The organism is Lelliottia sp. F153, assembly GCF_002870005.1.
Lineage (GTDB): Bacteria > Pseudomonadota > Gammaproteobacteria > Enterobacterales > Enterobacteriaceae > Enterobacter > Enterobacter nimipressuralis.
In genome coordinates, this window is the sequence record NZ_PKFT01000001.1 from 1,235,728 (window position 1) to 1,258,558 (window position 22,831).

General features: G+C 56.8%; 18 protein-coding genes and 1 other annotated feature. Of the genes, 7 read left to right on the plus strand and 11 right to left on the minus strand.

Annotation, left to right across the window (positions count from 1 at the left end):
- Positions 1–34 precede the first annotated feature (34 nt).
- The 3 genes from copA (at position 35) to ybaK (ending at position 4,105) form a co-directional block, all read left to right on the plus strand.
- Positions 35–2,533 (plus strand): copper-exporting P-type ATPase CopA, encoded by a 2,499-nt coding sequence (gene copA, locus F153LOC_RS05895; RefSeq protein WP_102104263.1) that lies wholly within the window; start codon positions 35–37, stop codon positions 2,531–2,533.
- A 96-nt stretch (positions 2,534–2,629) separates the two neighbouring features.
- The gene (locus F153LOC_RS05900) at positions 2,630–3,424 is read left to right on the plus strand and encodes a TraB/GumN family protein (protein ID WP_102104264.1); all 795 of its coding nucleotides are present in this window, start codon (positions 2,630–2,632) and stop codon (positions 3,422–3,424) included.
- A gap of 201 nt (positions 3,425–3,625) precedes the next feature.
- Positions 3,626–4,105, plus strand: coding sequence for a Cys-tRNA(Pro)/Cys-tRNA(Cys) deacylase YbaK (gene ybaK / locus F153LOC_RS05905; RefSeq protein ID WP_102104265.1), 480 nt, complete (start codon positions 3,626–3,628; stop codon positions 4,103–4,105).
- 139 nt (positions 4,106–4,244) lie between these two features.
- Here ybaK and ushA read toward each other — a convergent pair whose 3' ends face one another.
- On the minus strand, positions 4,245–5,897 hold the full coding sequence (gene ushA, locus F153LOC_RS05910) for a bifunctional UDP-sugar hydrolase/5'-nucleotidase UshA (RefSeq protein ID WP_102104266.1): 1,653 nt from the start codon (positions 5,895–5,897) through the stop codon (positions 4,245–4,247).
- A 163-nt stretch (positions 5,898–6,060) separates the two neighbouring features.
- Between ushA and F153LOC_RS05915 the strand changes: the two genes are divergently transcribed.
- Together F153LOC_RS05915 and ybaL are read left to right on the plus strand one after the other, a co-directional pair.
- The gene (locus F153LOC_RS05915; protein ID WP_100777360.1) at positions 6,061–7,281 is read left to right on the plus strand and encodes an MFS transporter; all 1,221 of its coding nucleotides are present in this window, start codon (positions 6,061–6,063) and stop codon (positions 7,279–7,281) included.
- Between the two features lie 232 nt (positions 7,282–7,513).
- Positions 7,514–9,190 carry a YbaL family putative K(+) efflux transporter gene (gene ybaL, locus F153LOC_RS05920; RefSeq protein WP_100777361.1) on the plus strand — a complete coding sequence of 559 codons (1,677 nt, stop codon included), beginning with the start codon at positions 7,514–7,516 and terminating at the stop codon, positions 9,188–9,190.
- Positions 9,191–9,264: 74 nt separating this feature from the next.
- Here ybaL and F153LOC_RS05925 read toward each other — a convergent pair whose 3' ends face one another.
- From F153LOC_RS05925 to F153LOC_RS05970, 9 genes are all read right to left on the minus strand, one after another.
- Positions 9,265–10,569, minus strand: a complete 1,305-nt coding sequence (locus tag F153LOC_RS05925) for an inosine/guanosine kinase (protein ID WP_100777362.1) — start codon at positions 10,567–10,569, stop codon at positions 9,265–9,267.
- 62 nt (positions 10,570–10,631) lie between these two features.
- Entirely contained in the window at positions 10,632–11,594 is a 963-nt protein-coding gene (gene hemH, locus F153LOC_RS05930) for a ferrochelatase (RefSeq protein WP_102104267.1), read from the minus strand.
- Positions 11,595–11,748: 154 nt separating this feature from the next.
- On the minus strand, positions 11,749–12,393 hold the full coding sequence (gene adk / locus F153LOC_RS05935) for an adenylate kinase (RefSeq protein ID WP_100777364.1): 645 nt from the start codon (positions 12,391–12,393) through the stop codon (positions 11,749–11,751).
- Between the two features lie 194 nt (positions 12,394–12,587).
- The gene (gene htpG / locus F153LOC_RS05940; protein WP_102104268.1) at positions 12,588–14,462 is read right to left on the minus strand and encodes a molecular chaperone HtpG; all 1,875 of its coding nucleotides are present in this window, start codon (positions 14,460–14,462) and stop codon (positions 12,588–12,590) included.
- 110 nt (positions 14,463–14,572) lie between these two features.
- Positions 14,573–15,178, minus strand: a complete 606-nt coding sequence (gene recR, locus F153LOC_RS05945; protein ID WP_100777366.1) for a recombination mediator RecR — start codon at positions 15,176–15,178, stop codon at positions 14,573–14,575.
- Positions 15,178–15,510, minus strand: a complete 333-nt coding sequence (locus F153LOC_RS05950; RefSeq protein WP_052283815.1) for a YbaB/EbfC family nucleoid-associated protein — start codon at positions 15,508–15,510, stop codon at positions 15,178–15,180. Before F153LOC_RS05950 ends, recR begins: the two co-directional genes overlap by 1 nt.
- Before the next feature lie 56 nt (positions 15,511–15,566).
- Positions 15,567–17,495, minus strand: a complete 1,929-nt coding sequence (dnaX, locus tag F153LOC_RS05955) for a DNA polymerase III subunit gamma/tau (protein WP_102104269.1) — start codon at positions 17,493–17,495, stop codon at positions 15,567–15,569.
- Positions 16,173–16,237 (minus strand) — a sequence feature (DnaX frameshifting element). It overlaps the preceding gene by 65 nt.
- A gap of 89 nt (positions 17,496–17,584) precedes the next feature.
- Positions 17,585–18,136: an adenine phosphoribosyltransferase gene (apt, locus tag F153LOC_RS05960; protein WP_010428187.1), complete on the minus strand. Its 552-nt coding sequence runs from the start codon at positions 18,134–18,136 to the stop codon at positions 17,585–17,587.
- 154 nt (positions 18,137–18,290) lie between these two features.
- Positions 18,291–18,668, minus strand: coding sequence for a DUF454 family protein (locus F153LOC_RS05970; protein WP_100777368.1), 378 nt, complete (start codon positions 18,666–18,668; stop codon positions 18,291–18,293).
- Between the two features lie 51 nt (positions 18,669–18,719).
- Between F153LOC_RS05970 and priC the strand changes: the two genes are divergently transcribed.
- Together priC and rsmS are read left to right on the plus strand one after the other, a co-directional pair.
- Positions 18,720–19,247 (plus strand): primosomal replication protein N'', encoded by a 528-nt coding sequence (priC, locus tag F153LOC_RS05975; protein WP_102104270.1) that lies wholly within the window; start codon positions 18,720–18,722, stop codon positions 19,245–19,247.
- 12 nt (positions 19,248–19,259) lie between these two features.
- Positions 19,260–19,430 (plus strand): pleiotropic regulatory protein RsmS, encoded by a 171-nt coding sequence (gene rsmS / locus F153LOC_RS05980; protein WP_100777370.1) that lies wholly within the window; start codon positions 19,260–19,262, stop codon positions 19,428–19,430.
- Between the two features lie 22 nt (positions 19,431–19,452).
- On the opposite strand, the gene mscK is transcribed toward rsmS, so the two are convergent.
- Positions 19,453–22,806: a mechanosensitive channel MscK gene (gene mscK, locus F153LOC_RS05985; RefSeq protein WP_102104411.1), complete on the minus strand. Its 3,354-nt coding sequence runs from the start codon at positions 22,804–22,806 to the stop codon at positions 19,453–19,455.
- Positions 22,807–22,831: the final 25 nt, after the last annotated feature.

Sequence of the window (22,831 nt, forward strand, 5' to 3'; positions counted from 1 at the left end):
TATGTTGGCTGAATAATCATACAGGAGTTTTGCTATGTCTCACACAATCAACCTGACGCTGGATGGCCTGACCTGCGGTCACTGCGTCAAACGTGTCAAAGAGAGCCTCGAACAACGTCCTGACGTTGAAAGTGCAGACGTGACGATCGAAAGCGCCGTTGTCACTGGCAGCGCCAGCGCCGACGCGCTGATTGATACCGTTAAACAAGCAGGTTACGGGGCGGAGCTAAGCCACCCAAAGGCTAATCCGCTGACAGAGTCATTAACCCCGTCGGAAGCACTGACAGCGGATACTTCTGAGCTTCCGGCAGCCCATGATATTGACGACAGCCAACAGCTGCTGATCAACGGCATGAGCTGTGCCAGCTGTGTCTCCCGCGTACAGAATGCGTTGCAGGCCGTACCGGGCGTCTCACAGGCGCGGGTAAACCTCGCGGAACGCACTGCGCTGATTATGGGCAGTGCGTCAGCCGCAGAATTAGTGCAGGCGGTGGAAAAAGCCGGTTACGGCGCAGAGGCCATTGAAGATGATGCCGAGCGCCGCGAACGCCAGCAAGAGACCGCCATCGCCACCATGAAACGCTTCCGCTGGCAGGCGATTGTCGCTCTGCTGGTCGGTATTCCGGTGATGGTGTGGGGAATGCTCGGCGACAACATGATGGTCACCGACGACAACCGCACGCTGTGGCTGGTGATTGGTGTGATCACCCTTGGTGTGATGGTCTTCGCCGGTGGGCATTTCTACACCAGCGCCTGGAAGAGCCTCAAGAACCGCACCGCGACGATGGACACACTCGTCGCCCTCGGCACCGGCGCGGCGTGGCTCTATTCCATGAGCGTGAACGTCTGGCCGCAGTGGTTTCCGATGGAAGCACGCCATCTCTATTACGAAGCGAGCGCGATGATTATTGGTCTGATCAACTTAGGCCATATGCTTGAAGCGCGCGCGCGCCAGCGGTCGTCCAAAGCGCTGGAGCGTCTGCTTGATCTCACGCCACCCTCGGCCCGCGTGGTGACGGACGAGGGTGAAATCGGCCTGCCGCTCGCCGAGGTGCAGCCAGGCATGACGCTGCGCTTAACGACGGGCGATCGCGTGCCGGTCGACGGTGAAATCACTCAGGGTGAAGCCTGGCTGGATGAAGCGATGCTGACCGGTGAACCGGTGCCGCAGCAAAAATCCGCCGGTGATGCAGTTCATGCCGGTACGGTGGTGCAGGACGGTAGCGTGCTTTTCCGCGCCAGTGCTGTCGGGAGTCATACGACGCTTTCTCGCATCATTCGCATGGTGCGCCAGGCGCAAAGCAGCAAGCCGGAGATCGGTCAGCTCGCCGATAAAATTTCCGCCATATTTGTGCCCGTGGTGGTCGGCATCGCGCTGTTCAGCGCCGCCATCTGGTACGTTTTTGGCCCGGCACCGCAGATTGTCTACACCCTGGTCATCGCCACCACGGTGCTGATCATCGCCTGTCCGTGTGCTTTAGGACTGGCGACGCCGATGTCGATTATTTCCGGCGTTGGTCGTGCCGCCGAGTTTGGTGTGTTGGTTCGCGACGCCGATGCCCTCCAGCGCGCCAGCACGCTCGACACGCTGGTGTTTGATAAAACAGGCACCCTGACCGAAGGCAAACCGCAGGTCGTGGCGGTGAAAACCGTCGGTGTCACGCAAGAAGATGCCTTACGTCTGGCCGCCGCGCTTGAGCAAGGCTCCAGCCATCCGCTGGCGAGAGCGATTCTCGAGAAAGCCGGTCAAGCAGTATTGCCGCATGTGAATAACTTCCGCACCCTGCGCGGGCTGGGGGTCAGCGGTGAAGTCGATGGCCACACGCTGCTGCTTGGTAATCAGGCACTGCTCAACGAAAACGGCATTGATACCGCTGCGCTGAGCGATGAATTAACCGCCCAGGCCTCTCAGGGCGCTACGCCGGTGCTGTTGGCGGTCGAGGGGAAAGCGGCAGCGCTGTTCGCTATCCGCGATCCGCTGCGGGCCGACAGCGTGGCCGCGCTGAAACGTCTGCATCAGGCTGGCTATCGTCTGGTGATGCTCACCGGCGACAACCCAACCACTGCCAACGCCATTGCCAAAGAAGCAGGTATCGACGAGGTGATCGCGGGCGTGCTGCCCGATGGCAAAGCCGATGCGATTATCAAACTGCAACGTCAGGGCCGACAGGTGGCGATGGTCGGCGACGGCATAAACGACGCCCCCGCACTGGCGCAGGCGGATGTCGGCATCGCTATGGGCGGCGGGAGCGATGTGGCGATTGAGACGGCGGCGATTACCCTGATGCGCCATAGCCTGATGGGTGTTGCCGATGCGCTGGCAATTTCGAAAGCCACGCTGCGCAACATGAAGCAAAATCTGCTCGGTGCGTTTATCTACAACGCATTCGGCATCCCGATTGCCGCCGGGATCCTGTGGCCGCTGACCGGCACCTTGCTCAACCCGGTCGTCGCCGGGGCAGCAATGGCGCTCTCGTCCATAACCGTGGTCAGCAACGCGAACCGGTTGCTGCGCTTCAAACCGAAAGAGTAAACCTGCAGGCCGGGTGGCGGCTTCGCCCAACCCGGCCTGGAGTTGCACCTTCAGCCACCACGCGCTAGCATGAACTTTTCCATCAATGGAGCGCGTATGAGTCTGTTTAGTCGTATAAAAACCACCTTCCGCGCTTTGTTTCCCCGCCGCTATCCCTGGCCGGGGCTGGATATTTCACTCCCGGGCGGGCAGCATCTGCACCTGGTCGGCAGTATCCATATGGGTACGCGCGATATGTCGCCCCTGCCACCGGCACTGATACAACTGTTGCGCAAAGCCGATGCGCTGATCGTCGAAGCCGATATTTCCGGCAGCGAATCGCCGTTCGCCAATCTCGATATCCCGCCGCCGCTGAGCGAACGTCTCAACGAAACACAGCGCGACGAGCTTGAACGTGTGGCCGATGAGCTGGGGCTTTCTTTATCCCTTCTGGAAACGCAGCCCCTGTGGCAAATCGCCATGGTGTTGCAGGCGACGCAGGCTCAACGACTGGGTTTGCGCGGGGAGTACGGTATCGACTACCAGCTCCTCAACGCCGCGCGCGCGCGTAATCTTGCCATTATTGAGCTGGAGGGCGCCGACAGTCAGGTTGCTCTTTTGCGCCAGCTTCCTGAGGATGGTCTGCTGCTGCTGGATGATACCCTCACCCACTGGCACACCAACGCGCGTCTGTTGCAGATGATGATCAGCTGGTGGCTGGAGACGCCGCCGACCAACGGCAAGCTGGAACTGCCCTCGACCTTCAGCGAATCGCTGTACGATGTGCTGATGCATGAGCGCAATCAGGCCTGGCGAGAAACGTTGCAGGCTCTGCCCGCCGGGCGCTACGTGGTGGCCGTGGGGGCGCTGCATTTGTATGGCGAAGGGAATTTGCCGTCACTGTTGAAATAAAAAAAATGGCCAATATTTCTATTGGCCCGTCAAAGAGGAATTTCATCGTTATTATTATGCCGAAGGAGACCTTCGGTCAGAGCCGATTGTCGCTCAAAGTAACCATCACTGCCAATACTATTGCGCAAGATGGTGCTATTTTTTAGACAGCTGTCAGGCGTATGCTGAGCGCGTAAATTGTCTGTGGTAAGAAGGATCATTATGACTCCCGCCGTTAAATTACTCGAAAAAAACAAAATTCCTTTCCGTATCCATACCTACGATCACGACCCCAGTGAAACAAACTTTGGCGATGAAGTGGTGCGCAAACTGGGCCTGAACGCGGATCAGGTCTATAAAACGCTGCTGGTGGCGGTGAACGGTGATATGAAGCACCTGGCCGTGGCGGTGACGCCTGTGGCCGGGCAGCTGGATTTAAAGAAAGTCGCCAAAGCGCTGGGCGCGAAAAAGGTCGATATGGCCGATCCGATGGTTGCGCAACGCACGACCGGCTATCTGGTGGGTGGAATTAGCCCTCTCGGGCAGAAGAAACGCCTGCCGACATTGATCGATGCGCCGTCACAGACCTTTGACACTATCTACATTTCCGGCGGTAAGCGCGGGCTGGATATTGAGCTGGCGGCGGGGGATCTGGCGAAAATACTGGATGCGACGTTCGCGGATATTGCGCGCCGGGATTAAACGCCCTGTCCGCTTAGCGGGCCAACGTTCAGGCGTGAATTTAGTCTCTACACCCTGACAGCGCAGGAACCCGCGTACACATCGTACATACGGATTCCTGGCACTGCTCGAGTTCAAAAAGGGCGAACAAAATAGCCCGTTACTGCCAGCTCACCTCGCCTTTCGGCTCGTAGGCATTCACATCCAGCGGAGAATTCTGCTGGATGTACTGCTTAAGCACTTCAGCGTCGATAAAGCCGGTGTTGACGTAGCCCGGTTTGTTGTCGATATGCGGATACCCGTCGCCGCCCGTGGCGTTAAAACTTAATGTTGCCATGCGGTAGGTTTTAGCGGGATCGACCGGCTCACCTTTGATTTTCAGATCGTTAAGCGTGCCGTTTTTCGCCGTAAAGCTGACGTTGGCAAACTGCGGATAGGCCCCGGAGTCCGGCTTCATTTGCGCAACGGCGGTCAGATAGTCGATCACCTCTTTTCCGCTCATGTCCGCATAGACCACGATGTTGCCGAACGGCTGAACCTTCAGCACGTCTTTGTAGGTAATATCGCCGCCGTCGATGGAGTCACGCACACCGCCGCCGCTCATGACGGCAAAATCAGCACCGGTGCGCGCCATTTGTGCCGCCAGCAGCAGACGGCCCATGTTGGTCTGCACGAAGCGGACCTTGCTGCGATCGCCTTCGAGTCGGCCATTCACCGTCCCGATTTTCACATCAAGCTGCGCTTTGCCTTTGTTCTGGAATGGCGTCAGCAACGACAGCATCTGGGCGTTCTCAGCAATTTCCGGGGTGTAAAGTACGCGCTCACTTTTCCCGTCGTCGTAGGTCACTTTCTTCTTCAGGTTTACCGGGATCAGCTGATAGCGCACCATTTTCATTTCGCCGTTGCGGAATTCAAAATCTGCGCGCCCCACGTATTTGCCCCACTCGTGCGCCTGAACAATCCAGATCCCGTTCTGGCGATCCGGGGCGCATGGCGTACCCGGCACGTAATCAACCTGCTTTTTATTCTCCGAGGCCATGCACACTGGGTTTTGTGAGTGACCACCCACAATCATCGCCAGCGAGCCTGCTGGCAGGCTGCGCGCCATTTCCACGTCGCCAGGTGCGTTCGAACCGTGCTCGCCGTTGTCGTAGTGCCCCATATGGGTGGTGGCGATAATCACGTCTGGTTTTTCGTTTTGATTCAGCTCCTGAATCACCAGCTTCGCTTCGTCAGCCGGTTTGCGGAATTCGATATCCGTGAAATATTCCGGATTACCGATTTTCGCCGTGTCGTCGGTGGTTAACCCGATCACCGCGATTTTCAGATCTTCGCGTTTGAACAAGGCCCAGGGTTTAAACAGGCGCTCGCCGGTACTCTTCTGATAAATATTGGCCGAGAGGAACGGGAATTTGGACCATTTTTCCTGCTGGCGCAGGACGGTTAGCGGGTTATCAAACTCATGGTTGCCGACGGCCATCGCGTCATAGCCGATTAAATTCATGCCGCGGAAATCCGGTTCGGCGTCCTGCAAATCGGATTCCGGCACGCCGGTGTTGATATCACCGCCTGACAGCAGCAGGACGCTGCCGCCCTCAGCCGCCACCTCTTTACGAATACCGTCCACCAGCGTTTTTTGTGCGGCCAGACCGTACTCGCCGTATTCGCTACGCCAGAAATGGCCGTGGTGATCGTTGGTATGGAGAATGGTTATTTTATAGGTTTTATCTTTTTCGTACGCCTGCGCAGGCTGGCTTGCCAGCGCCCATGCGGCTATCAGCGCCAGTGCGACGCCTCGCTTCATTAACTTCATATTCTCGCTCCCTGACCAAAAGACAAACGCAAAAATTACAATGAGTAAGAAGAATAGACAAATATGTTTTCAGAATTGCGACTTTCTTCAAATCTCGCGCACAGGTATGTTAGCGGGATAATAATGACATCCTGCACTTCTCCTAATAATAGACGTGGTATTTATGGCAATCAGTGAATCGACTCCGCCTGTTACGGGCACTCCGGCGTCCGCGCCGAAATCGCGCACCGCATTTGGTATTTTGGGTGCCATCAGTCTGTCGCATCTGCTTAACGATATGATTCAGTCGCTGATTCTGGCGATCTATCCGCTGCTGCAGTCAGAATTTTCATTAACCTTCGTGCAGATCGGGATGATTACGCTGACCTTCCAGATGGCGTCGTCCCTGCTCCAGCCGGTAGTCGGCTACTGGACGGATAAATATCCGATGCCGTGGTCGCTGCCTATTGGCATGTGCTTTACCCTGAGCGGGCTGGTGCTGCTGGCACTGGCAGGAAGCTTTGAGATGGTGCTGCTGGCTGCGGCGCTGGTGGGTACCGGTTCGTCGGTCTTCCATCCGGAGTCCTCGCGCGTCGCGCGTATGGCGTCAGGTGGACGTCATGGGCTGGCGCAATCCCTGTTCCAGGTCGGCGGCAATTTTGGCAGCTCCCTCGGCCCTTTGCTGGCCGCCGTGGTCATTGCCCCCTACGGGAAAGGTAACGTTGCGTGGTTCGTCCTCGCGGCGCTGCTGGCCATCGTGGTGCTGATTCAGATCAGCCGCTGGTACGCGGCTCAGCATCGGGTAAACAAGGGGAAACCTAAAGCCGTGATTATCAATCCGCTTCCGCGCGATAAGGTCATCCTAGCGGTGAGTATCCTATTGGTGCTGATTTTCTCGAAATACTTCTATATGGCGAGCATCAGTAGCTATTACACCTTTTATCTGATGGAGAAATTCGGATTATCGGTGCAAAACGCCCAGTTCCACCTGTTTGCTTTCCTGTTTGCGGTTGCGGCGGGAACCGTCATTGGCGGCCCTGTGGGTGATAAAATTGGGCGTAAATATGTGATTTGGGGCTCTATCCTCGGCGTAGCGCCTTTTACCCTTGTTTTACCCTATGCAAGTCTTGAATGGACGGGGATTTTAACCGTGATCATTGGCTTTATCCTCGCGTCCGCGTTTTCCGCTATCCTGGTGTATGCTCAGGAGCTGATGCCGGGCCGTATTGGCATGGTTTCCGGGCTGTTTTTCGGATTTGCGTTTGGGATGGGAGGCCTTGGTGCGGCTGTGCTGGGGCTGGTTGCAGACCACACGAGCATCTTCCTGGTCTATAAAATCTGTGCTTTCCTGCCACTTCTGGGGATACTGACCATATTCCTGCCTGATTATCGCCATAAGGCGTAGTTTCTCTGCGGTCAAAGTAAACTTTGGCCGCACCTCTCACCTACTGCCATAAGGCTTTCCTCTTCATCCCTCCGGTAATTTGTCCTAATCTGCTTTTTTTAACGCTTATTGCTGTTTTCTTCAAATTTCAACAATTATTCATAAACATAATGGCCGAAATTGTCATAAACTATTAATCGGCTTTTTGGTTTTTACGCCAAAAATGGAACACCCCACGACGAAAGGAGACGGAATGCATCACGCCACACCGCTTATCACCACCATTGTAGGTGGACTTGTGCTCGCTTTTATCCTTGGCATGATTGCCAACAAATTACGTATTTCTCCTCTCGTGGGCTATTTATTAGCGGGTGTGCTGGCGGGTCCGTTTACGCCGGGTTTTGTTGCGGATACCAAACTGGCTCCTGAACTGGCGGAATTAGGCGTGATTCTGCTGATGTTCGGCGTGGGCCTGCACTTCTCCCTGAAGGATTTGATGGCGGTAAAGCATATCGCCATACCCGGCGCAATCGCCCAGATAGGCGTGGCGACGTTGCTGGGGATGGCGCTTTCCGCTCTGCTTGGCTGGTCGCTGATGACCGGTATTGTATTCGGGCTGTGTCTCTCAACCGCCAGTACCGTGGTGCTGCTGCGCGCGCTTGAGGAGAGGCAGCTGATAGACAGCCAGCGCGGGCAAATCGCCATCGGCTGGCTGATTGTTGAAGATCTGGTGATGGTCCTGACGCTGGTTCTGCTGCCTGCCGTCGCCGGTATGGTTGAACAAGATAACGTCGGCTTTGCCACGCTGGCGCTGGATATGAGCATTACCATCGGCAAAGTGGTCGCCTTTATCGCCATTATGATGCTGGTGGGCCGCCGTCTGGTGCCGTGGATCCTCTCCCGCAGCGCCGCTACTGGCTCTCGCGAACTGTTTACGCTGTCGGTGCTGGCCCTGGCGCTCGGTATCGCCTTCGGTGCCGTCGAGCTGTTTGACGTCTCTTTTGCGCTGGGTGCGTTCTTCGCAGGTATGGTGCTGAACGAATCCGAGCTGAGCCACCGCGCGGCGCACGATACGCTGCCGTTGCGTGATGCGTTTGCGGTGCTGTTCTTCGTCTCTGTCGGCATGCTGTTTGATCCGCTAATTCTGATCGAGCAGCCGCTGGCCGTGCTGGGCACACTGGCGATTATTATCTTCGGTAAATCCGTGGTGGCATTCGGCCTGGTCAGATTGTTCGGCCACTCACCGCGCACCGCGCTCACCATCGCTGCCAGCCTCGCGCAGATTGGTGAATTTGCCTTTATCCTGGCAAGCCTCGGCATGGCGCTGAACTTGCTGCCACAGGCCGGGCAGAATCTGGTGCTGGCGGGGGCGATCCTCTCCATTATGCTCAACCCGGTGCTGTTTGCCCTGCTTGAGAAATACCTCGATAAAACCGAAACGCTGGAAGAGCAGACGCTGGAAGAAGCGATTGAAGAAGAGAAGCAAATCCCGGTGGATATCTGCAACCACGCTCTGCTGGTCGGTTTTGGCCGCGTCGGGAGTCTGCTCGGTGAGAAACTGATGGCGCAGGGCATTCCGCTGGTGGTGATTGAAACGTCACGCACCCGTGTGGATGAGCTGCGCGCGCGCGGCATCCGCGCGGTGCTGGGTAATGCGGCGAACGAAGAGATTATGAATCTGGCGCATCTGGACTGTGCGCGCTGGCTGCTGCTGACCATTCCGAACGGCTACGAGGCGGGTGAAATCGTGACCAAGGCACGGGAGAAGTGCCCGACTATCGAGATCATTGCTCGCGCGCATTATGACGATGAAGTGGAATACATTACCGAACGCGGAGCGAATCAGGTGGTGATGGGCGAACGTGAGATTGCCAATACCATGATTACATTGATTGAGAAGCCGCCAATTGAAGAGGCGGTAACGGGTTAAACGTCTTCAATCTGCCCCCCTCTCTACGCGAGAGGGGGAACAATCTTCCCTCACCGCCAGGGGGAGGGAAACCATCAACGATCCCAGTACGACTCTTCCAGACTGTCTTCCCGTTCCGGCAAGCCACGCGTTAAACGCGGTGAGTGCTGATTCAGCACCTGATAGCTCACGCGGTTCGCGTACTTACACACCTGCGCCAGCGACGAATAGGTCAGCCAGTTCAACTGGTGTTTGCTCGAATTAGGGACGTTGGTGCGATGATAGGCGTTCGCAGTGATGTCGTGCAACAGGGCGGCCAGCGCGCCATCGCCTGCGCCATTGGTGTTCATGATCTTCTCGGGTCCGCCCATGTACGGGGCAATGTGCGAGAAAATACGCAGCGGATTTACGCAATCTTTGTGGCGCATCGCGCGGCTAAACTCGTACTGGTTGAACTCGGCAATCGCCCCTGGTAACAGCGGGTGCTGGGTTTTGCGTTTGTTCTCTTCTTCGGTAAACCCGGCCATAAACAGCCCGATCGGGCCTGCGGTGCAGAGCACCAGGTCTACCCAGTCCAGCGCCTTATCGGCGGCCAGCAGCGGGTCACTTTCACCCGTCAGGGCTTCAGCCTCTTCTTCGTTCATCGCCAGAATCGAGACGTGCTCTTTCAGGAACGCCTGCCACCACTCCGGGTTATCGGCGATCACAAACTTGGTGCCCAGCGTCAGCACCACCGGCACGTTGTATTTCTTCGCGTACTCCACCGCCTTCATGGTCGCTTCCGGCATCGGTTCGCCGGGCTTGCAGCGTACCAGATAGGAGGTAAGCACCAGCGCGGAGGCACCGGCAATCACCTCTTCCGGAATACTTTCCGCGCGCAGTTTGTTCATGTGCCCAGGGCTGATGGCAAAGGTTCGCTCGCCGGCGTCGCTGATCAGCGTAAAGCAGCGGCCAATGGCGCCATCGACGCCCTGCAGGTAGTTCAGATCGGTACGGCTGGAGGTGTTGCAGAGGTAGCGGTAGGCGTAGCCACCGATTTCGATATTACGGCACATAACGCCCAGTAAGACTGAGCGGTCATCGGCCAGCACCGAATAGTTGTGCATGGTATTGCCGATGGTGCCACCAGCAAACTGATGCGTGATCAGGTTTTCGCGCACCAGCTCCTGATACAGGGCTTCGGCGACATCATCTTCGATCACCAGCGAATGCCCGGAACTCAGCCCATAACGTGCGACAAACGCATCATCCACTTTTGCTTCGATATCCACCAGCGTCTGATCGATACCGACCACCCAGGCTGCGTTAGTTTCTTTGACCGGCTGAATTTGTTGCAGCAGCGGATCGCGGGCATTGACGGGGAAATAGTGTTTGGACTTGCGTTTACCGGGAAATTTCATGATCAGGGCTGCGAGTGACTATTGGGCCGGAAATGGTAGCACAAACCCGGCCCAATGCGCGATTAGCGGCTGCCGGTCACCAGCGCCGCCATCATCTCAATATGTTCCGGTGAGTCGTTAAGTGCCGGAATATATTCATACTTCGTGCCGCCCGCTTCGAGGAAGAACTCCCGGTTTTGTACCGCGATCTCCTCCAGGGTTTCGAGGCAGTCCGCCGAGAAGCCCGGCGACATCACCTGAACATGTTTCACGCCCTTCTCGCCCAGCATTTTGAGCGTTTCATCGGTGTATGGCGTCAGCCACGGCTCACGGCCAAAGCGCGACTGGAAGGTCATCATCACCTTTTCCGGCGGCAGTCCGAGAGCAGAAACCAGCTCGCGGGTGGTGTCGCGACAGCGCTGTGGATAGTCATCGCCTTCATCGGCGTACCGCTGCGGAATACCGTGGTAGGAGAGCAGCAGCAGATCCGGCTCGCCGTGTTTTTCAAACGAGGCGCGCGCACTGCTGACCAGCGCCGCGATATACAGCTCGTTTTCGGCGTAATCGCGGATAAAGGTAATACCCGGAATACGGCGACGGGTGGCAAGAATGCGCGCCAGTTCGTCCCAGACGGCGGCCACCGTCGAGCAGGAGTATTGCGGATAGAGGGCCAGCACCACGATATGATCCACGTCCTGCGAAAGCAGTTCGTCGACCGCGCTTTCCAGCGACGGTTTGCCGTAGCTCATTCCGAGGGCGACGGGCATATCCGGTAAACGGGCGGCCAGCGCTTTTTCCTGACGACGGCTGTAGACCATCAGCGGCGAGCCCTCTTCCATCCACACAGACTGGTAGAGTTTAGCCACACGGGGGGAACGAATCGGCAGAATGACACCGCGCAACAGCGGCCACCACAGCAATTTTGGCGTATCCACCACGCGGGAGTCGCTTAAAAACTGTCGCAGATAACGTTTAACTGCCGCAGGGGTAGGTGCTTCTGGAGTGCCCAGATTGGCAAGCAGGATGCCGGTTTTCGCCTGACTCATTCACGCCTCTTAACCATTTGAATAGCTAATGATTGTAACTGAAAAGCGGGGAAACGGAACCCATTGCAGCAATAGGTGGAGCGGGGATTGTCGGAGGATGGCGTAAACGCCTATCCGGCCTACAGAATTCTAAGCAGGCCGGATAAATCGCACATTAGCCGAGGATTTTTTCCAGCTCTGCGCGCACGTCAGCCACGGCTTTGGTGCCGTCAACTTTCGCGTATTTGGTGTTACCGGACTGCGCCTCTTTCGAATAGTAGCCGATCAGTGGTGCGGTCATCTGATGGTATTCCACCAGGCGTTTACGCACGGTCTCTTCCTGATCGTCTTTACGCGTGGTCAGCTCTTCGCCAGTCACGTCGTCTTTGCCTTCCACTTTCGGTGGATTGAATTTGATGTGGTAAACGCGGCCGGAAGCAGCGTGAACGCGACGACCGATGATGCGGTCAACGATGAGTTCGTCAGGCACGTCGAATTCCAGAACGTAATCCACGTTGATGCCCGCTTCTTTCATGGCGTCAGCCTGCGGAATAGTACGCGGGAAGCCGTCCAGCAGGAAACCGTTGCGGCAATCTTCCTGAGTGATGCGTTCTTTTACCAGTGCGATAACCAGTTCATCAGTCACCAGTTTGCCCGCGTCCATAATGTCTTTCGCTTGTTTGCCCAGCTCGGAGCCAGATTTAACAGCGGCACGCAGCATGTCACCCGTAGAGATTTGCGGAATACCGTATTTCTCCATGATGAACTGAGCCTGAGTTCCTTTACCCGCGCCCGGAGCGCCAAGCAGAATAATACGCATTGCGAAAATCCCCTCAAAAGTTGGTTCAATATTTCAAAAAGCGCTAAACAATACCATCAGAACGGGTATCGCTCAAGGAAGGCGGGACGGCTGAAACGGTTAACGGGGGAGATTATTTAGGTTAGTGCGGTTTGGTGCCCTCACCCTGGCCCTTTCCCTCGGGGAGAAGGAGAAGACCAGGGGAGGCCGGGTGATTACGCCATCAACAGCGCATTCACACGTTTGATGAACAGGTTTGGATCTTCCAGTGTGCCGCGCTCGGCCAGCAGGGATTGATCCAGCAGCAGCTCAACCCACTCTTTAAACTGCGTTTCGTCCTGGGTATCCGCCGCGCGTTTAACCAGCGGGTGATCCGGGTTCAGTTCAAAGATGTATTTCACTTCAGGGATCGCCTGGCCCGCAGCGGCGAACAGTTTCGCCATCTGGGTGCCCATTTCATCCGCATCGGTGGTCACAATCGCCGGGGTATCGGTCAGACGGTGGGTGAAACGCACCTCTTTCACGCGATCGCCCAGCAGGGTTTTCACACGCTCAACGAATGGCTCCAGCGCCTTTTCCGCCTCTTTCGCCGTTTCGTCGACTTCATCCGCCAGCTTGTCGATAGATTCGTCAGCTTTCGCCACGGACTGGAAGGATTTACCGTCGAACTCGGTCAGGTAGTTCATCATCCACTCATCGATGCGGTCGGAAAGCAGCAGGACTTCGATGCCTTTCTTACGCAGCAGTTCCAGATGCGGGCTGCTCTTCGCGGCGGCATAGCTGTCTGCGGTGATGTAGTAGATCTTCTCCTGCCCTTCTTTCATGCGGGACACATACTCTTCGAGAGAGACCGTCTGCTCGGAAGAGTCAGTGTGCGTAGAGGCGAAGCGCAGCAGTTTGGCGATGGCTTCCACGTTCGACGAATCTTCCGCCGGGCCTTCTTTCAGCACCAGGCCGAACTGTTTCCAGAAGGTCTGGTATTTTTCAGCGTCGTCTTTCGCCAGTTTCTCGAGCATCTGCAGGGAGCGTTTGGTCAGAGCGTTACGCAGGTTACGCGTGACGGTGCTGTCCTGCAGGATTTCACGAGAGACGTTCAGCGGCAGATCGTTGGAATCTATCAGACCACGCACAAAGCGCAGGTAGTTCGGCATAAACTGCTCGGCGTCGTCCATGATGAACACGCGCTGCACGTACAGCTTCAGGCCGTGCTTGTGATCGCGGTTCCACATATCCCACGGCGCCTGGGCCGGGATGTACAGCAGGCTGGTGTACTCCTGCTTCCCTTCCACGCGGTTGTGGCTCCAGGTCAGCGGATCGGTAAAGTCGTGGGCGATGTGCTTGTAGAATTCGTTATATTCGTCGTCTTTAATCTCAGACTTGTTACGCGTCCACAGCGCCTGGGCTTTGTTAATTTTTTCCCATGAAACTACGGTTTCGCCGTCGACTTCTTCGGTTTTTTCGATCTCTACCGGCAGCGCGATGTGGTCGGAGTATTTGCCGATGATGGAGCGCACGCGCCAGTCATTCAGGAAATCGTCTTCGCCTTCGCGCAGATGCAGGGTGATCTCGGTCCCGCGATCGGCTTTGGTGATGTCATCAACGGTGTATTCACCTTCACCGTGAGATTCCCAGAACACGCCGTTTTCTGCGCTATCGCCCGCAGCACGGGTGCGCACGGTCACTTTGTCGGCCACGATAAAGGCGGAGTAGAAGCCCACGCCGAACTGGCCGATCAGCTGGCTGTCTTTCGCCTGATCGGAGCCCATGGACTCGAGGAAGGATTTGGTGCCCGATTTCGCGATGGTCCCGAGATGATCGATCACCTCGTCGCGGTTCATACCAATACCGTTGTCGGCAATGGTCAGGGTGCGGTTTTCTTTGTCAAAAGAGACGCGCACGCGCAGCTCGCCGTCACCTTCATACAGATCCGGATTGGACAGCGCGCGAAAACGCAGTTTGTCCGCCGCATCTGAGGCGTTCGAGATAAGCTCACGCAGGAAGATTTCTTTATTGGAATACAGGGAATGGATCATCAGGTGCAGAAGCTGTTTTACTTCTGACTGGAAACCACGGGTTTCTTGTCCTTTCATCTAGATCGACCTCAACAATGCCATTTAATGGGGTTTGAACACGTTGAGAGTGAGATGGGGATCGCGGGGAAGAATTTCAAGCGGAGGCCAGGGTTCCAGCCTCCGTTTGGTCAGAAAATAAGCTTGTGACGCCCAGCCAGAGAGTGAGACAGCGTGGTGCCGTCTACCATTTCCAGCTCACCGCCAACCGGCACGCCGTGGGCGATTCGACTGGCCTGCACGCCGTACTGCGCGCACAGTTCACCGATGTAGTTCGCGGTCGCTTCGCCTTCCACCGTCGGGTTGGTGGCGAGGATCACTTCGGTCAACGTCTCGGATTCCAGACGCTGCTCAAGGCGATCGAGACCGATATCGTCAGGGCCAATGCCATCCAGCGGAGAGAGATGGCCCATCAGCACGAAATAGCGGCCCGAAAACTGCCCGGTTTGCTCAATGGCGTAGATGTCCGCCGGACTCTCCACCACGCAAATCAGACCGTTTTCCTGACGACGCGGGTTCGAACAGATATTGCACACATCCTGCTCGGTAAAGGTACGGCAGTCCGCACAGTGACCGATTTCCGACATGGCGCGGGTGAGTGCCTGCGCCAGGCGCATCCCGCCGCTGCGGTCGCGCTGTAAAAGCGTAAACGCCATGCGTTGCGCTGATTTCGGGCCAACGCCCGGCAGGCAGCGCAACGCTTCCATTAACTGCGTGAGCAGCGGACTGGTTTGCATCAGAACGGCATCTTAAAGCCTGGCGGCAGCTGCATCCCGGAGGAGACAGAGGCCATTTTCTCTTTCTGGGTTTCGTCGATACGGCGCGCGGCATCGTTAAATGCGGCAGCGACCAGATCTTCCAGCATATCTTTGTCGTCTTCGAGCAGGCTTGGGTCAATTTCCACGCGACGGCAGTTATGCGCGCCGTTGATGGTCACTTTGACCAGACCTGCACCGGATTCGCCAGTGACTTCCAGCTGTGCGATCTCTTCCTGCATTTTCTGCATTTTGTCTTGCATCTGCTGGGCCTGTTTCATCAGGTTACCCAGACCGCCTTTACCACCAAACATAGGCTTCTCTCTTAAGTAGTCACGTTAAGGACAACGACCGGGAGTCTGACTCACGGTCAAATGGGACGGATACTCTCTTCATCCAGATCGGCGTCGAAGAAACGGCGCAGGGTCTGGATGTTGTTATCCGCAATAATCGACTCGCGCGCCTGCGCGAGCTTCTCTTCATAAATTGCCTGACGCCACTCCAGCGGCGTGCGCATCGCCGGATTATCATCTTCAATGATAGTCAATTCAACCGGCGCGCCCTGTAATGTGGAGAGCGCCTCAGCCAGCACCTGTTGTGCGCTGGCGGAATTAAGGTGACGCTGGCCCGGACGCAGATGCAGACAGATATGATTTCCGTCCTGCTCTTTCCAGGCGTTGAGCGCGACCTGCTCGACCAGTTTCGGCAGCTTTAACTGGCTGACCTCTGCGGCCCAGGCGTCACGCTCAAGGGATTCCGCCGCAAGTTTCGCGGAAAGCTCCGGCGTTTTATCATGCTCCAGCGCTTTCTTCAGCGCTTTTGGCGTGGCGACTTCTACCTTCACCTCTTCGGTGATGGTCGTCGCTTTCCAGCGGTAAGCCTCTTTCTTCGCCGGGGCTTTTTGTTCGAGCGCCGACGGTGACGGGCGCGACTGGACGCGCTCCGTTACCGATGCCAGTCGTTCGAGTGCGGCGTTGTTAACCGGCCGCGCTCTTCCTGGCGCTGCCGGTTCACTCTTTTTTGGTTTGGTTGCTCCCTGCGCACGCTGTAGCTGACTGCGCGCGGCGAGCACCGAACTGGTGGCATCCGGCAGCGGAACGTCCGGCCCAGGCGGTGGCGCTGCGTGTTGCGGCATCGGTGGCGGCGTCATCACCGCCGTCGGTGCGACGGGGGCGTAGGATTGTCGCGGCACTTCAGGCTCGGGGAGCGGCATTCGCGGATGGAACGCCAGGGCACGCAGCAGCGTCATTTCGACGCCCATGCGGCGGTCCGGTGCGAACGGCAGCTCTTTGCGGCCAATCAGTAACGTCTGGTAGTAAAGCTGTACGTCAGCCGGTGGAACCGTGCGCGCAAGCTCACGCATTCGCTGTTCAATCGTCGCCATGTCAGCGCCGATCGCCGACGGGGAAAGTTGCAGCATTGCCACGCGATGCAGCAGCGCCAGCATTTCGACCAGCAGTGCTTCCCACTCCACGCCGCGAGAGGCCGCGACGTTCACCAAAGACATGGCGCGTTCGCCGTTGGCTTCGATGATGGCTTCAATCAGCGACAGGGCCTGATCGTCGTCGAGGGTGCCGAGCATGGTGCTCACCGCCTCGGTCGAGAGCTGGCCATCGCCGCTGGCAATCGCCTGATCGGTCAGACTTAATGCGTCACGCAGACTGCCATCCGCCGCGCGGGCCAGCAGTTGCAGCGCACGCGGTTCGTGATTGATCTTCTCTTCATCGAGGATGTGCTCGAGCTGCGCGCGGATCTGATCGACATCGAGCGCCTTCAGATGGAACTGCAGACAGCGCGACAGGATCGTGACCGGCAGTTTTTGCGGATCGGTCGTCGCCAGCAGGAATTTAACGTGCGATGGCGGCTCTTCCAGCGTTTTCAGCAGGGCGTTAAAACTGTGGCGCGACAGCATGTGGACTTCATCGATCAGATAGACCTTGAAGCGACCACGCGCCGGCGCGTACTGCACGTTATCCAGCAGATCGCGGGTATCTTCGACCTTGGTGCGCGACGCGGCATCGATTTCGATGAGATCGACAAAACGCCCCTGCTCGATCTCCCGGCAGTTATCACACACACCACAAGGTGTGGCGGTGATCCCGGTTTCGCAGTTGAGGCCTTTTGCCAGCAAACGGGCAATAGAGGTTTTACCGACGCCGCGCGTGCCGGAGAAAAGATACGCGTGATGGATGCGTCCTAGCGATAAACCGTTCGCCAGGGCGGTCAGCACATGTTCCTGGCCGACGACGTCAGCGAAGGTTTGGGGTCGCCACTTTCGGGCTAACACCTGATAACTCATGGGCAGGCTCTGCAACGCTGGAAGGTGGATATTCAGGGGGGTAATGCTAACACAACCTCACCCATTGGGCGAGGTTGCGGGATGAGGGATTAATGACCCGGGAAAGGGACCAGGCTGTAGCTGGTGATACCCTGTTTTTCCAGGCGCTGTTCGCCGCCGAGATCGAACAGATTGATGATGAAGGCCGCATCGGTCACTTCGCCACCCAGACGACGGATCAGCTTCACGGTCGCTTCGATCGTACCGCCAGTGGCCAGCAGATCGTCCACCACCAGCACTTTGTCACCCGGCTTGATCGCATCCACGTGAATTTCCAGCTGATCGGTGCCGTACTCCAGCTCATAGCTCTCGGCAATGGTTTCACGCGGCAGTTTGCGCGGTTTACGAACCGGCACAAAGCCCACGCCCATTGCCAGCGCAACCGGTGCGCCGAACAGGAAGCCACGCGCTTCCGTCCCTACTACTTTGGTGATCCCGGCGTTTTTATAACGCTCAACCAGCAGTTCAATGCTGAGTGCGTACGCTTTCGGGTCTTCCAGCAAGCTGGTGACATCACGGAAAAGAATGCCAGGTTTTGGATAGTCCTGGATGCTTTTGATGCTGTTTTTCAGAAATTCAAGCTGCTGCGCAGTCGCGGTCATAAATGTATGCCTGGTTAAAAACGGTGTTACTCACGGCGCGCATAACATGATGGTCAAAGTAACAAGTGATTAACTTTTGACCAGGCGCACCTGTGCTCGAAAACGGTCGAATTTACTGGCTGCGCGGGATAATTGCAACAGCCATCATTGCACTTCAGTGCTTTTGTTGCTTTTCATCAACGACGGGGATTCGCCACATAAAGAAAAGCAGACAGGAGAGGATCACCAGCAGCAGGATTCGCACCCACATCATCTTCACCAGCCATAATGAAATAGCGAAGGTCACGAGGATCACCGCAATTGCGCGAGGCTTTGCGCCAGGCGGCATCGCCCGGTATTGTTGCCAGTGGCGCAGATAGCCGCCAAACCACGAGCGATAGAGCAGCCACTGGTGAAAGCGCGGCGACGAGCGGGCAAAACACCAGGCCGCCAGCAGAATAAAGGGCGTCGTGGGCAGCAGCGGCAAAACCACGCCAAGCGTACCCAGCACTACCGCAAGCCAGCCAATGATGATTAAAATAGTACGCTTCATAATGCGAATCGTTATCAAAACTGAACGGCTACTTTACCACTGGAGAGCGTATTGAAAACAGCCTTGCTTTTAGAGACGCTGCAAAATCAGCTGATTGCCCTGCGCGCGCAGGCATCACCGCTGCTGCAGCATGCGACGCTGAAACCACGCTTTGACCGGCAGCTGTTTCGTACACGCAGTACGTTGATAAAAGATTATCTCGATGAAGCCCAACATAATCTTGATGAGCTGCGTCACGCCGTGGAGAGTCAGCAACGCGAGCAGGTGGCGTGGCTGGCTGACCATCTAGTGGAACAGATAACCGCTCTGCACCGGGAGATGACCGCCTGGCCGCTTCGCGCGTGGGACACGCCCTCGCCTGGCGCGGCAAAATGGCAGCGCAAGCGGCTGGAGCATCAGGATTTTGAACGTCGTCTCTATGCGATGAAAAACGCACGCGAACAACAGCTGAAAGGGAGCGAAACCCTGGAAGAGCAGCAGCGTTTGATGCGGGAAATTTCCGCCCTGGAAGGACGACTCACCCGCTGCCGTCAGGCGCTGGATGAGATAGAGCGCGTAATTGCGCGTATGACCCGCTAAATGGAGCTGAACATGTCGCTTGAAAACGCCCCCGACGAAGTCAAACTGGCCGTCGATCTGATTATGCTGCTGGAAAATCATGATCTGCCGGCAGAGACGGTGCTGAAAGCGCTGGAGATTGTGCGGCGCGATTTCGAAGGGAAAGTGAGGGACGACCGCCCTCACCCTGACCCTCTTCCTTGAACTTGAAGAAGAAGGCGTTCGATTAGGCTGGTGTTGGATCGTCGCCTTTCATCTCGCGCTTCACTTCCGTATGCTCGTCGCCCTTCTCATTGCGCAGATGCACTTCAAGCTGGTTGAAGGCGATATTAATGTCGTTTTCACGGCACAGACGATCGATGGTGCGGTTCAGTTCGTCCACCGCATAGCTGCGATCGCGCAGCTCTCGCACGTATAAACGCAGCTCGTGATCCAGGGTGCTCGCCCCGAAGGTGGTAAAGAAGACGGACGGCGCGGGATCGTGCATCACTTTCGGATGTTCCGTTGCGGCCCGCAGCAGCACCTCTTTCACTTTATCCAGATCCGATCCGTACGCCACGCCGAGGCGGATCACCACGCGGGTGATGGTGTCGGAGAGCGACCAGTTGATCAGACGTTCCGTGACGAAGGCTTTGTTCGGGATGATCACCTCTTTGCGATCGAAGTCGGTAATTGTCGTCGCGCGGATGCGGATCTTGCTGACCGTCCCGGAGAACGTGCCAATGGTGACCGTATCGCCGATACGCACCGGGCGTTCGAACAGAATGATCAGACCGGAGACGAAGTTACCGAAGATCTCCTGCAAACCAAAGCCCAGACCGACCGACAGAGCGGCGGCCAGCCACTGCAGTTTATCCCATGAAACACCCAGCGAGCCGAAGACGGTCATCGCTCCGACCACCAGAATCACATAGTTTAAAATAGTGGTGATGGCGTAAGACGAACCCTGGCGCATATTCAGGCGCGACAGCACCAGCACTTCCAGCAGCCCCGGTAAGTTGCGAATTAACGCCCAGGCGACCACCGATGAGACCAGCGCGAACAGCAGGCTGCCCATGGTCACGCTTTTCATCACCGCCGCACCGGCTTCGGTGCCGTTGTATTGCCACAGCGTAATGCTGTCGAGATAGGCAAACACGGTGATTAAATCAGACCAGATCGCCCAGAATATGACGCCAAACAGCGCCACCATCACCAGCATGGTGATGCGTAGCGTCTGCTGGTTGACCTGCTCCAGCGCGATAGTCGGCTCTTCCTGTGGCTCCGCTCCTTCTGCGCCCTCCTTCACCATATTCTGACGACGCGCCAGCGCGCGACGATAGGCAATACGGCGCGCCGCGACGCTCAGCCCCCGCAGCACCGTCTGATAGAGCAGGTTCCAGAGGATCACCAGGTAGACGGTTTCAATCCAGCGGCCCGACAGGCGCAGTGTGGTATAGAAGTAGCCCGTTGCGGTGAGCACCATCAGCGCCAGCGGAATAATCGCCAGCACCGTGACGGTGATCAGGCGAATATTATGCGACTCTTTATCGCGCCAGCTGTCGCGGCACATTGGCCACATCAGCACGGCGATCAGCAGCAGGTTGAGGAAAATCGCCAGCTGACCCAGCACGTCATCCATCAGATGCAGCGGGGAAAGTTCAGCCACGACGGACCAGAAGTGCAGCGGCAGCAGCGCCAGACTCACGCGCACAATCTGGCGACGCCAGTGGCTGGTGAGCTGCTCCGGCATTGAGAAGTGACGCACCGCCACGCCGTCTTTTTCCAGCACTTTCCAGCACAGGCCAAACACCAGCCAGAACAGCGCCAGTTTTTTACTGAACGCCCACAGCAGATCGCTGATGTTGAGCTGCATCGTCAGCAGAATCAGCCCCGCCGCCAGAATAAACAGGCATACCGGCAGGGCGCGGATCAGATCGATGAGAATCGCTTTTGGCGTATGGAGCTGGCTGTCGTTGCGCAGTTGCCCGACTTCATGGGCGAGCTTCGCCTGATATTTTTTGAGCCAGCCGAGACGCCAGCGGATCAGCCCCGCAATCAGCAGCAGCGGCAGCCCGGCCAGGAAGGCAATCATCACCGCAGGCCAGGCTTTCTCCCAGTTCACGGTGATTTTCATGCTCTTAATCTGGGATTTCAGCGCCTCCGGGAAGGACTTCAGCCAGTCCCAGTCCATCGGTTTGTTGCTGTTAACCCAGAAGATTTGCTGGGTGAGGATCTCTTTCAGGCTTTTCGACACGCTCACCAGCTGCTGCTGGTTGATTTGCAGGTTAATCGCCATCATCAGCTGGTTGCCCAACTGTTTGTTGAGCTGGTCGAGTAGCTCGCGGCGCATATCCACCACCTGCAACAGCGCGTCGTGCACTTCGTCGTTCACTTCGCTGGTGTGGCCCTCTTCCACTTTGGCGACAAACGCGTCGCTCTGGAAAAGCGCATCACGCTGCTGGTTGATTTCAAACTGCTCCAGACGCAAATCCGCGATGCGGTTGGTCATGTCTTCCAGCTCGTCGGCGGAGGGCAGCGTCTGTTGTTGCTGATACAGAATGCGCGATAACAGCAGGCTGCCCTTGAGCACCGCAATCTGTTCTTTAATATTGCGTTCGGCCTGCAGGGCGCGATCCAGCCAGTTCTTCACTTTGATATTTTGCTGAACCAGCGAGTTACCGCTTTCGGTAGCCTGAATCAGGCGCTGACTGAGCTGATGGTTCACATCCAGCTCCTGCTTCACCAGCGGGTTGTTCTGAATGCGGGTGGTTTCATCCGGCGAGACGGCTTCCTGCGCGGTTTTTTCGGTTAGCGTCAGGCGCTTACTGTTGACCGCTTCCTGCAGGAGCTGGAGCTGGTGTTCCAGACGATTAATATTGGCGGTGACATAATCCCGTTGCTTTTGCAGCGTATCCTGCAAAATGGTATTGCCTTCAAGGCTTTTGCGTTGCTGGTCGATTTGCGCATTGAGCAGCGTCTGCTGGGCCAGCAGCAACGTTTGCTGAGTCGGGCGCAGCGCCCCCTCGCCGAGCGTGGTGCCATTCAGGCGGTTGCGGATCTGCTGGAGCTGCTGAGAGGCCGAGTACATGGCATTCTGCACGCGCTCCGGCTGGGTTTGCAGCGAGACCAGCTGGCTGTTGTAAGTGGCGAGATCGCTCTGCCCGGTCTGCAGGTCATCGAGCACCTGAGTCATGCGGGATTCAAGCTGGCGCAACGAGAGCGTGGCCAGGGTTTTGCGGGTTTCGTCGTCGTTATCGACGTCACTCAGGGCATTCAGCGCGGCGGTCGCCTGCCGCATTTTTTCCGGCGCTTCAGCCACTTTCTGTCGCAGCTGGGCGGTTTCGGTTTTAACACGCTCTATTTTATCAAGGGTTTCGAGCGTCTCGGTCAGATCGGCCTGAATCAGTTTTTCCTGCGGGGTCAGCTCTTTTTGTTTGTTCAGCGTATCGAGCTGAGACTGAACATCCGCACGCGTCGGGCCGTCGCTGTTATTCTCAGCGCGAGCGTAAACGGCAGAAGCCGTAGTGAAGAAAAAAAGCACGGCGAAGATCAGGACAAAAACAGGGTTTTGCGAGCGAGTGTAGTGCAGCATAGTGATGAATTTGATGTCAGAAATGACCGGG

What these genes read in the sequence shown, in the direction of transcription:
- htpG (WP_102104268.1), bottom strand. Translation starts at nt 14,462, where the DNA reads ATGAAAGGACAAGAAACCCGTGGTTTCCAGTCAGAAGTAAAACAGCTT.
- F153LOC_RS05900 (WP_102104264.1), top strand. Translation starts at nt 2,630, where the DNA reads ATGAGTCTGTTTAGTCGTATAAAAACCACCTTCCGCGCTTTGTTTCCC.
- F153LOC_RS05970 (WP_100777368.1), bottom strand. Translation starts at nt 18,668, where the DNA reads ATGAAGCGTACTATTTTAATCATCATTGGCTGGCTTGCGGTAGTGCTG.
- recR (WP_100777366.1), bottom strand. Translation starts at nt 15,178, where the DNA reads ATGCAAACCAGTCCGCTGCTCACGCAGTTAATGGAAGCGTTGCGCTGC.
- apt (WP_010428187.1), bottom strand. Translation starts at nt 18,136, where the DNA reads ATGACCGCGACTGCGCAGCAGCTTGAATTTCTGAAAAACAGCATCAAA.
- ybaK (WP_102104265.1), top strand. Translation starts at nt 3,626, where the DNA reads ATGACTCCCGCCGTTAAATTACTCGAAAAAAACAAAATTCCTTTCCGT.
- ybaL (WP_100777361.1), top strand. Translation starts at nt 7,514, where the DNA reads ATGCATCACGCCACACCGCTTATCACCACCATTGTAGGTGGACTTGTG.
- dnaX (WP_102104269.1), bottom strand. Translation starts at nt 17,495, where the DNA reads ATGAGTTATCAGGTGTTAGCCCGAAAGTGGCGACCCCAAACCTTCGCT.
- rsmS (WP_100777370.1), top strand. Translation starts at nt 19,260, where the DNA reads ATGTCGCTTGAAAACGCCCCCGACGAAGTCAAACTGGCCGTCGATCTG.
- F153LOC_RS05915 (WP_100777360.1), top strand. Translation starts at nt 6,061, where the DNA reads ATGGCAATCAGTGAATCGACTCCGCCTGTTACGGGCACTCCGGCGTCC.
- copA (WP_102104263.1), top strand. Translation starts at nt 35, where the DNA reads ATGTCTCACACAATCAACCTGACGCTGGATGGCCTGACCTGCGGTCAC.
- F153LOC_RS05925 (WP_100777362.1), bottom strand. Translation starts at nt 10,569, where the DNA reads ATGAAATTTCCCGGTAAACGCAAGTCCAAACACTATTTCCCCGTCAAT.
- hemH (WP_102104267.1), bottom strand. Translation starts at nt 11,594, where the DNA reads ATGAGTCAGGCGAAAACCGGCATCCTGCTTGCCAATCTGGGCACTCCA.
- ushA (WP_102104266.1), bottom strand. Translation starts at nt 5,897, where the DNA reads ATGAAGTTAATGAAGCGAGGCGTCGCACTGGCGCTGATAGCCGCATGG.
- F153LOC_RS05950 (WP_052283815.1), bottom strand. Translation starts at nt 15,510, where the DNA reads ATGTTTGGTGGTAAAGGCGGTCTGGGTAACCTGATGAAACAGGCCCAG.
- adk (WP_100777364.1), bottom strand. Translation starts at nt 12,393, where the DNA reads ATGCGTATTATTCTGCTTGGCGCTCCGGGCGCGGGTAAAGGAACTCAG.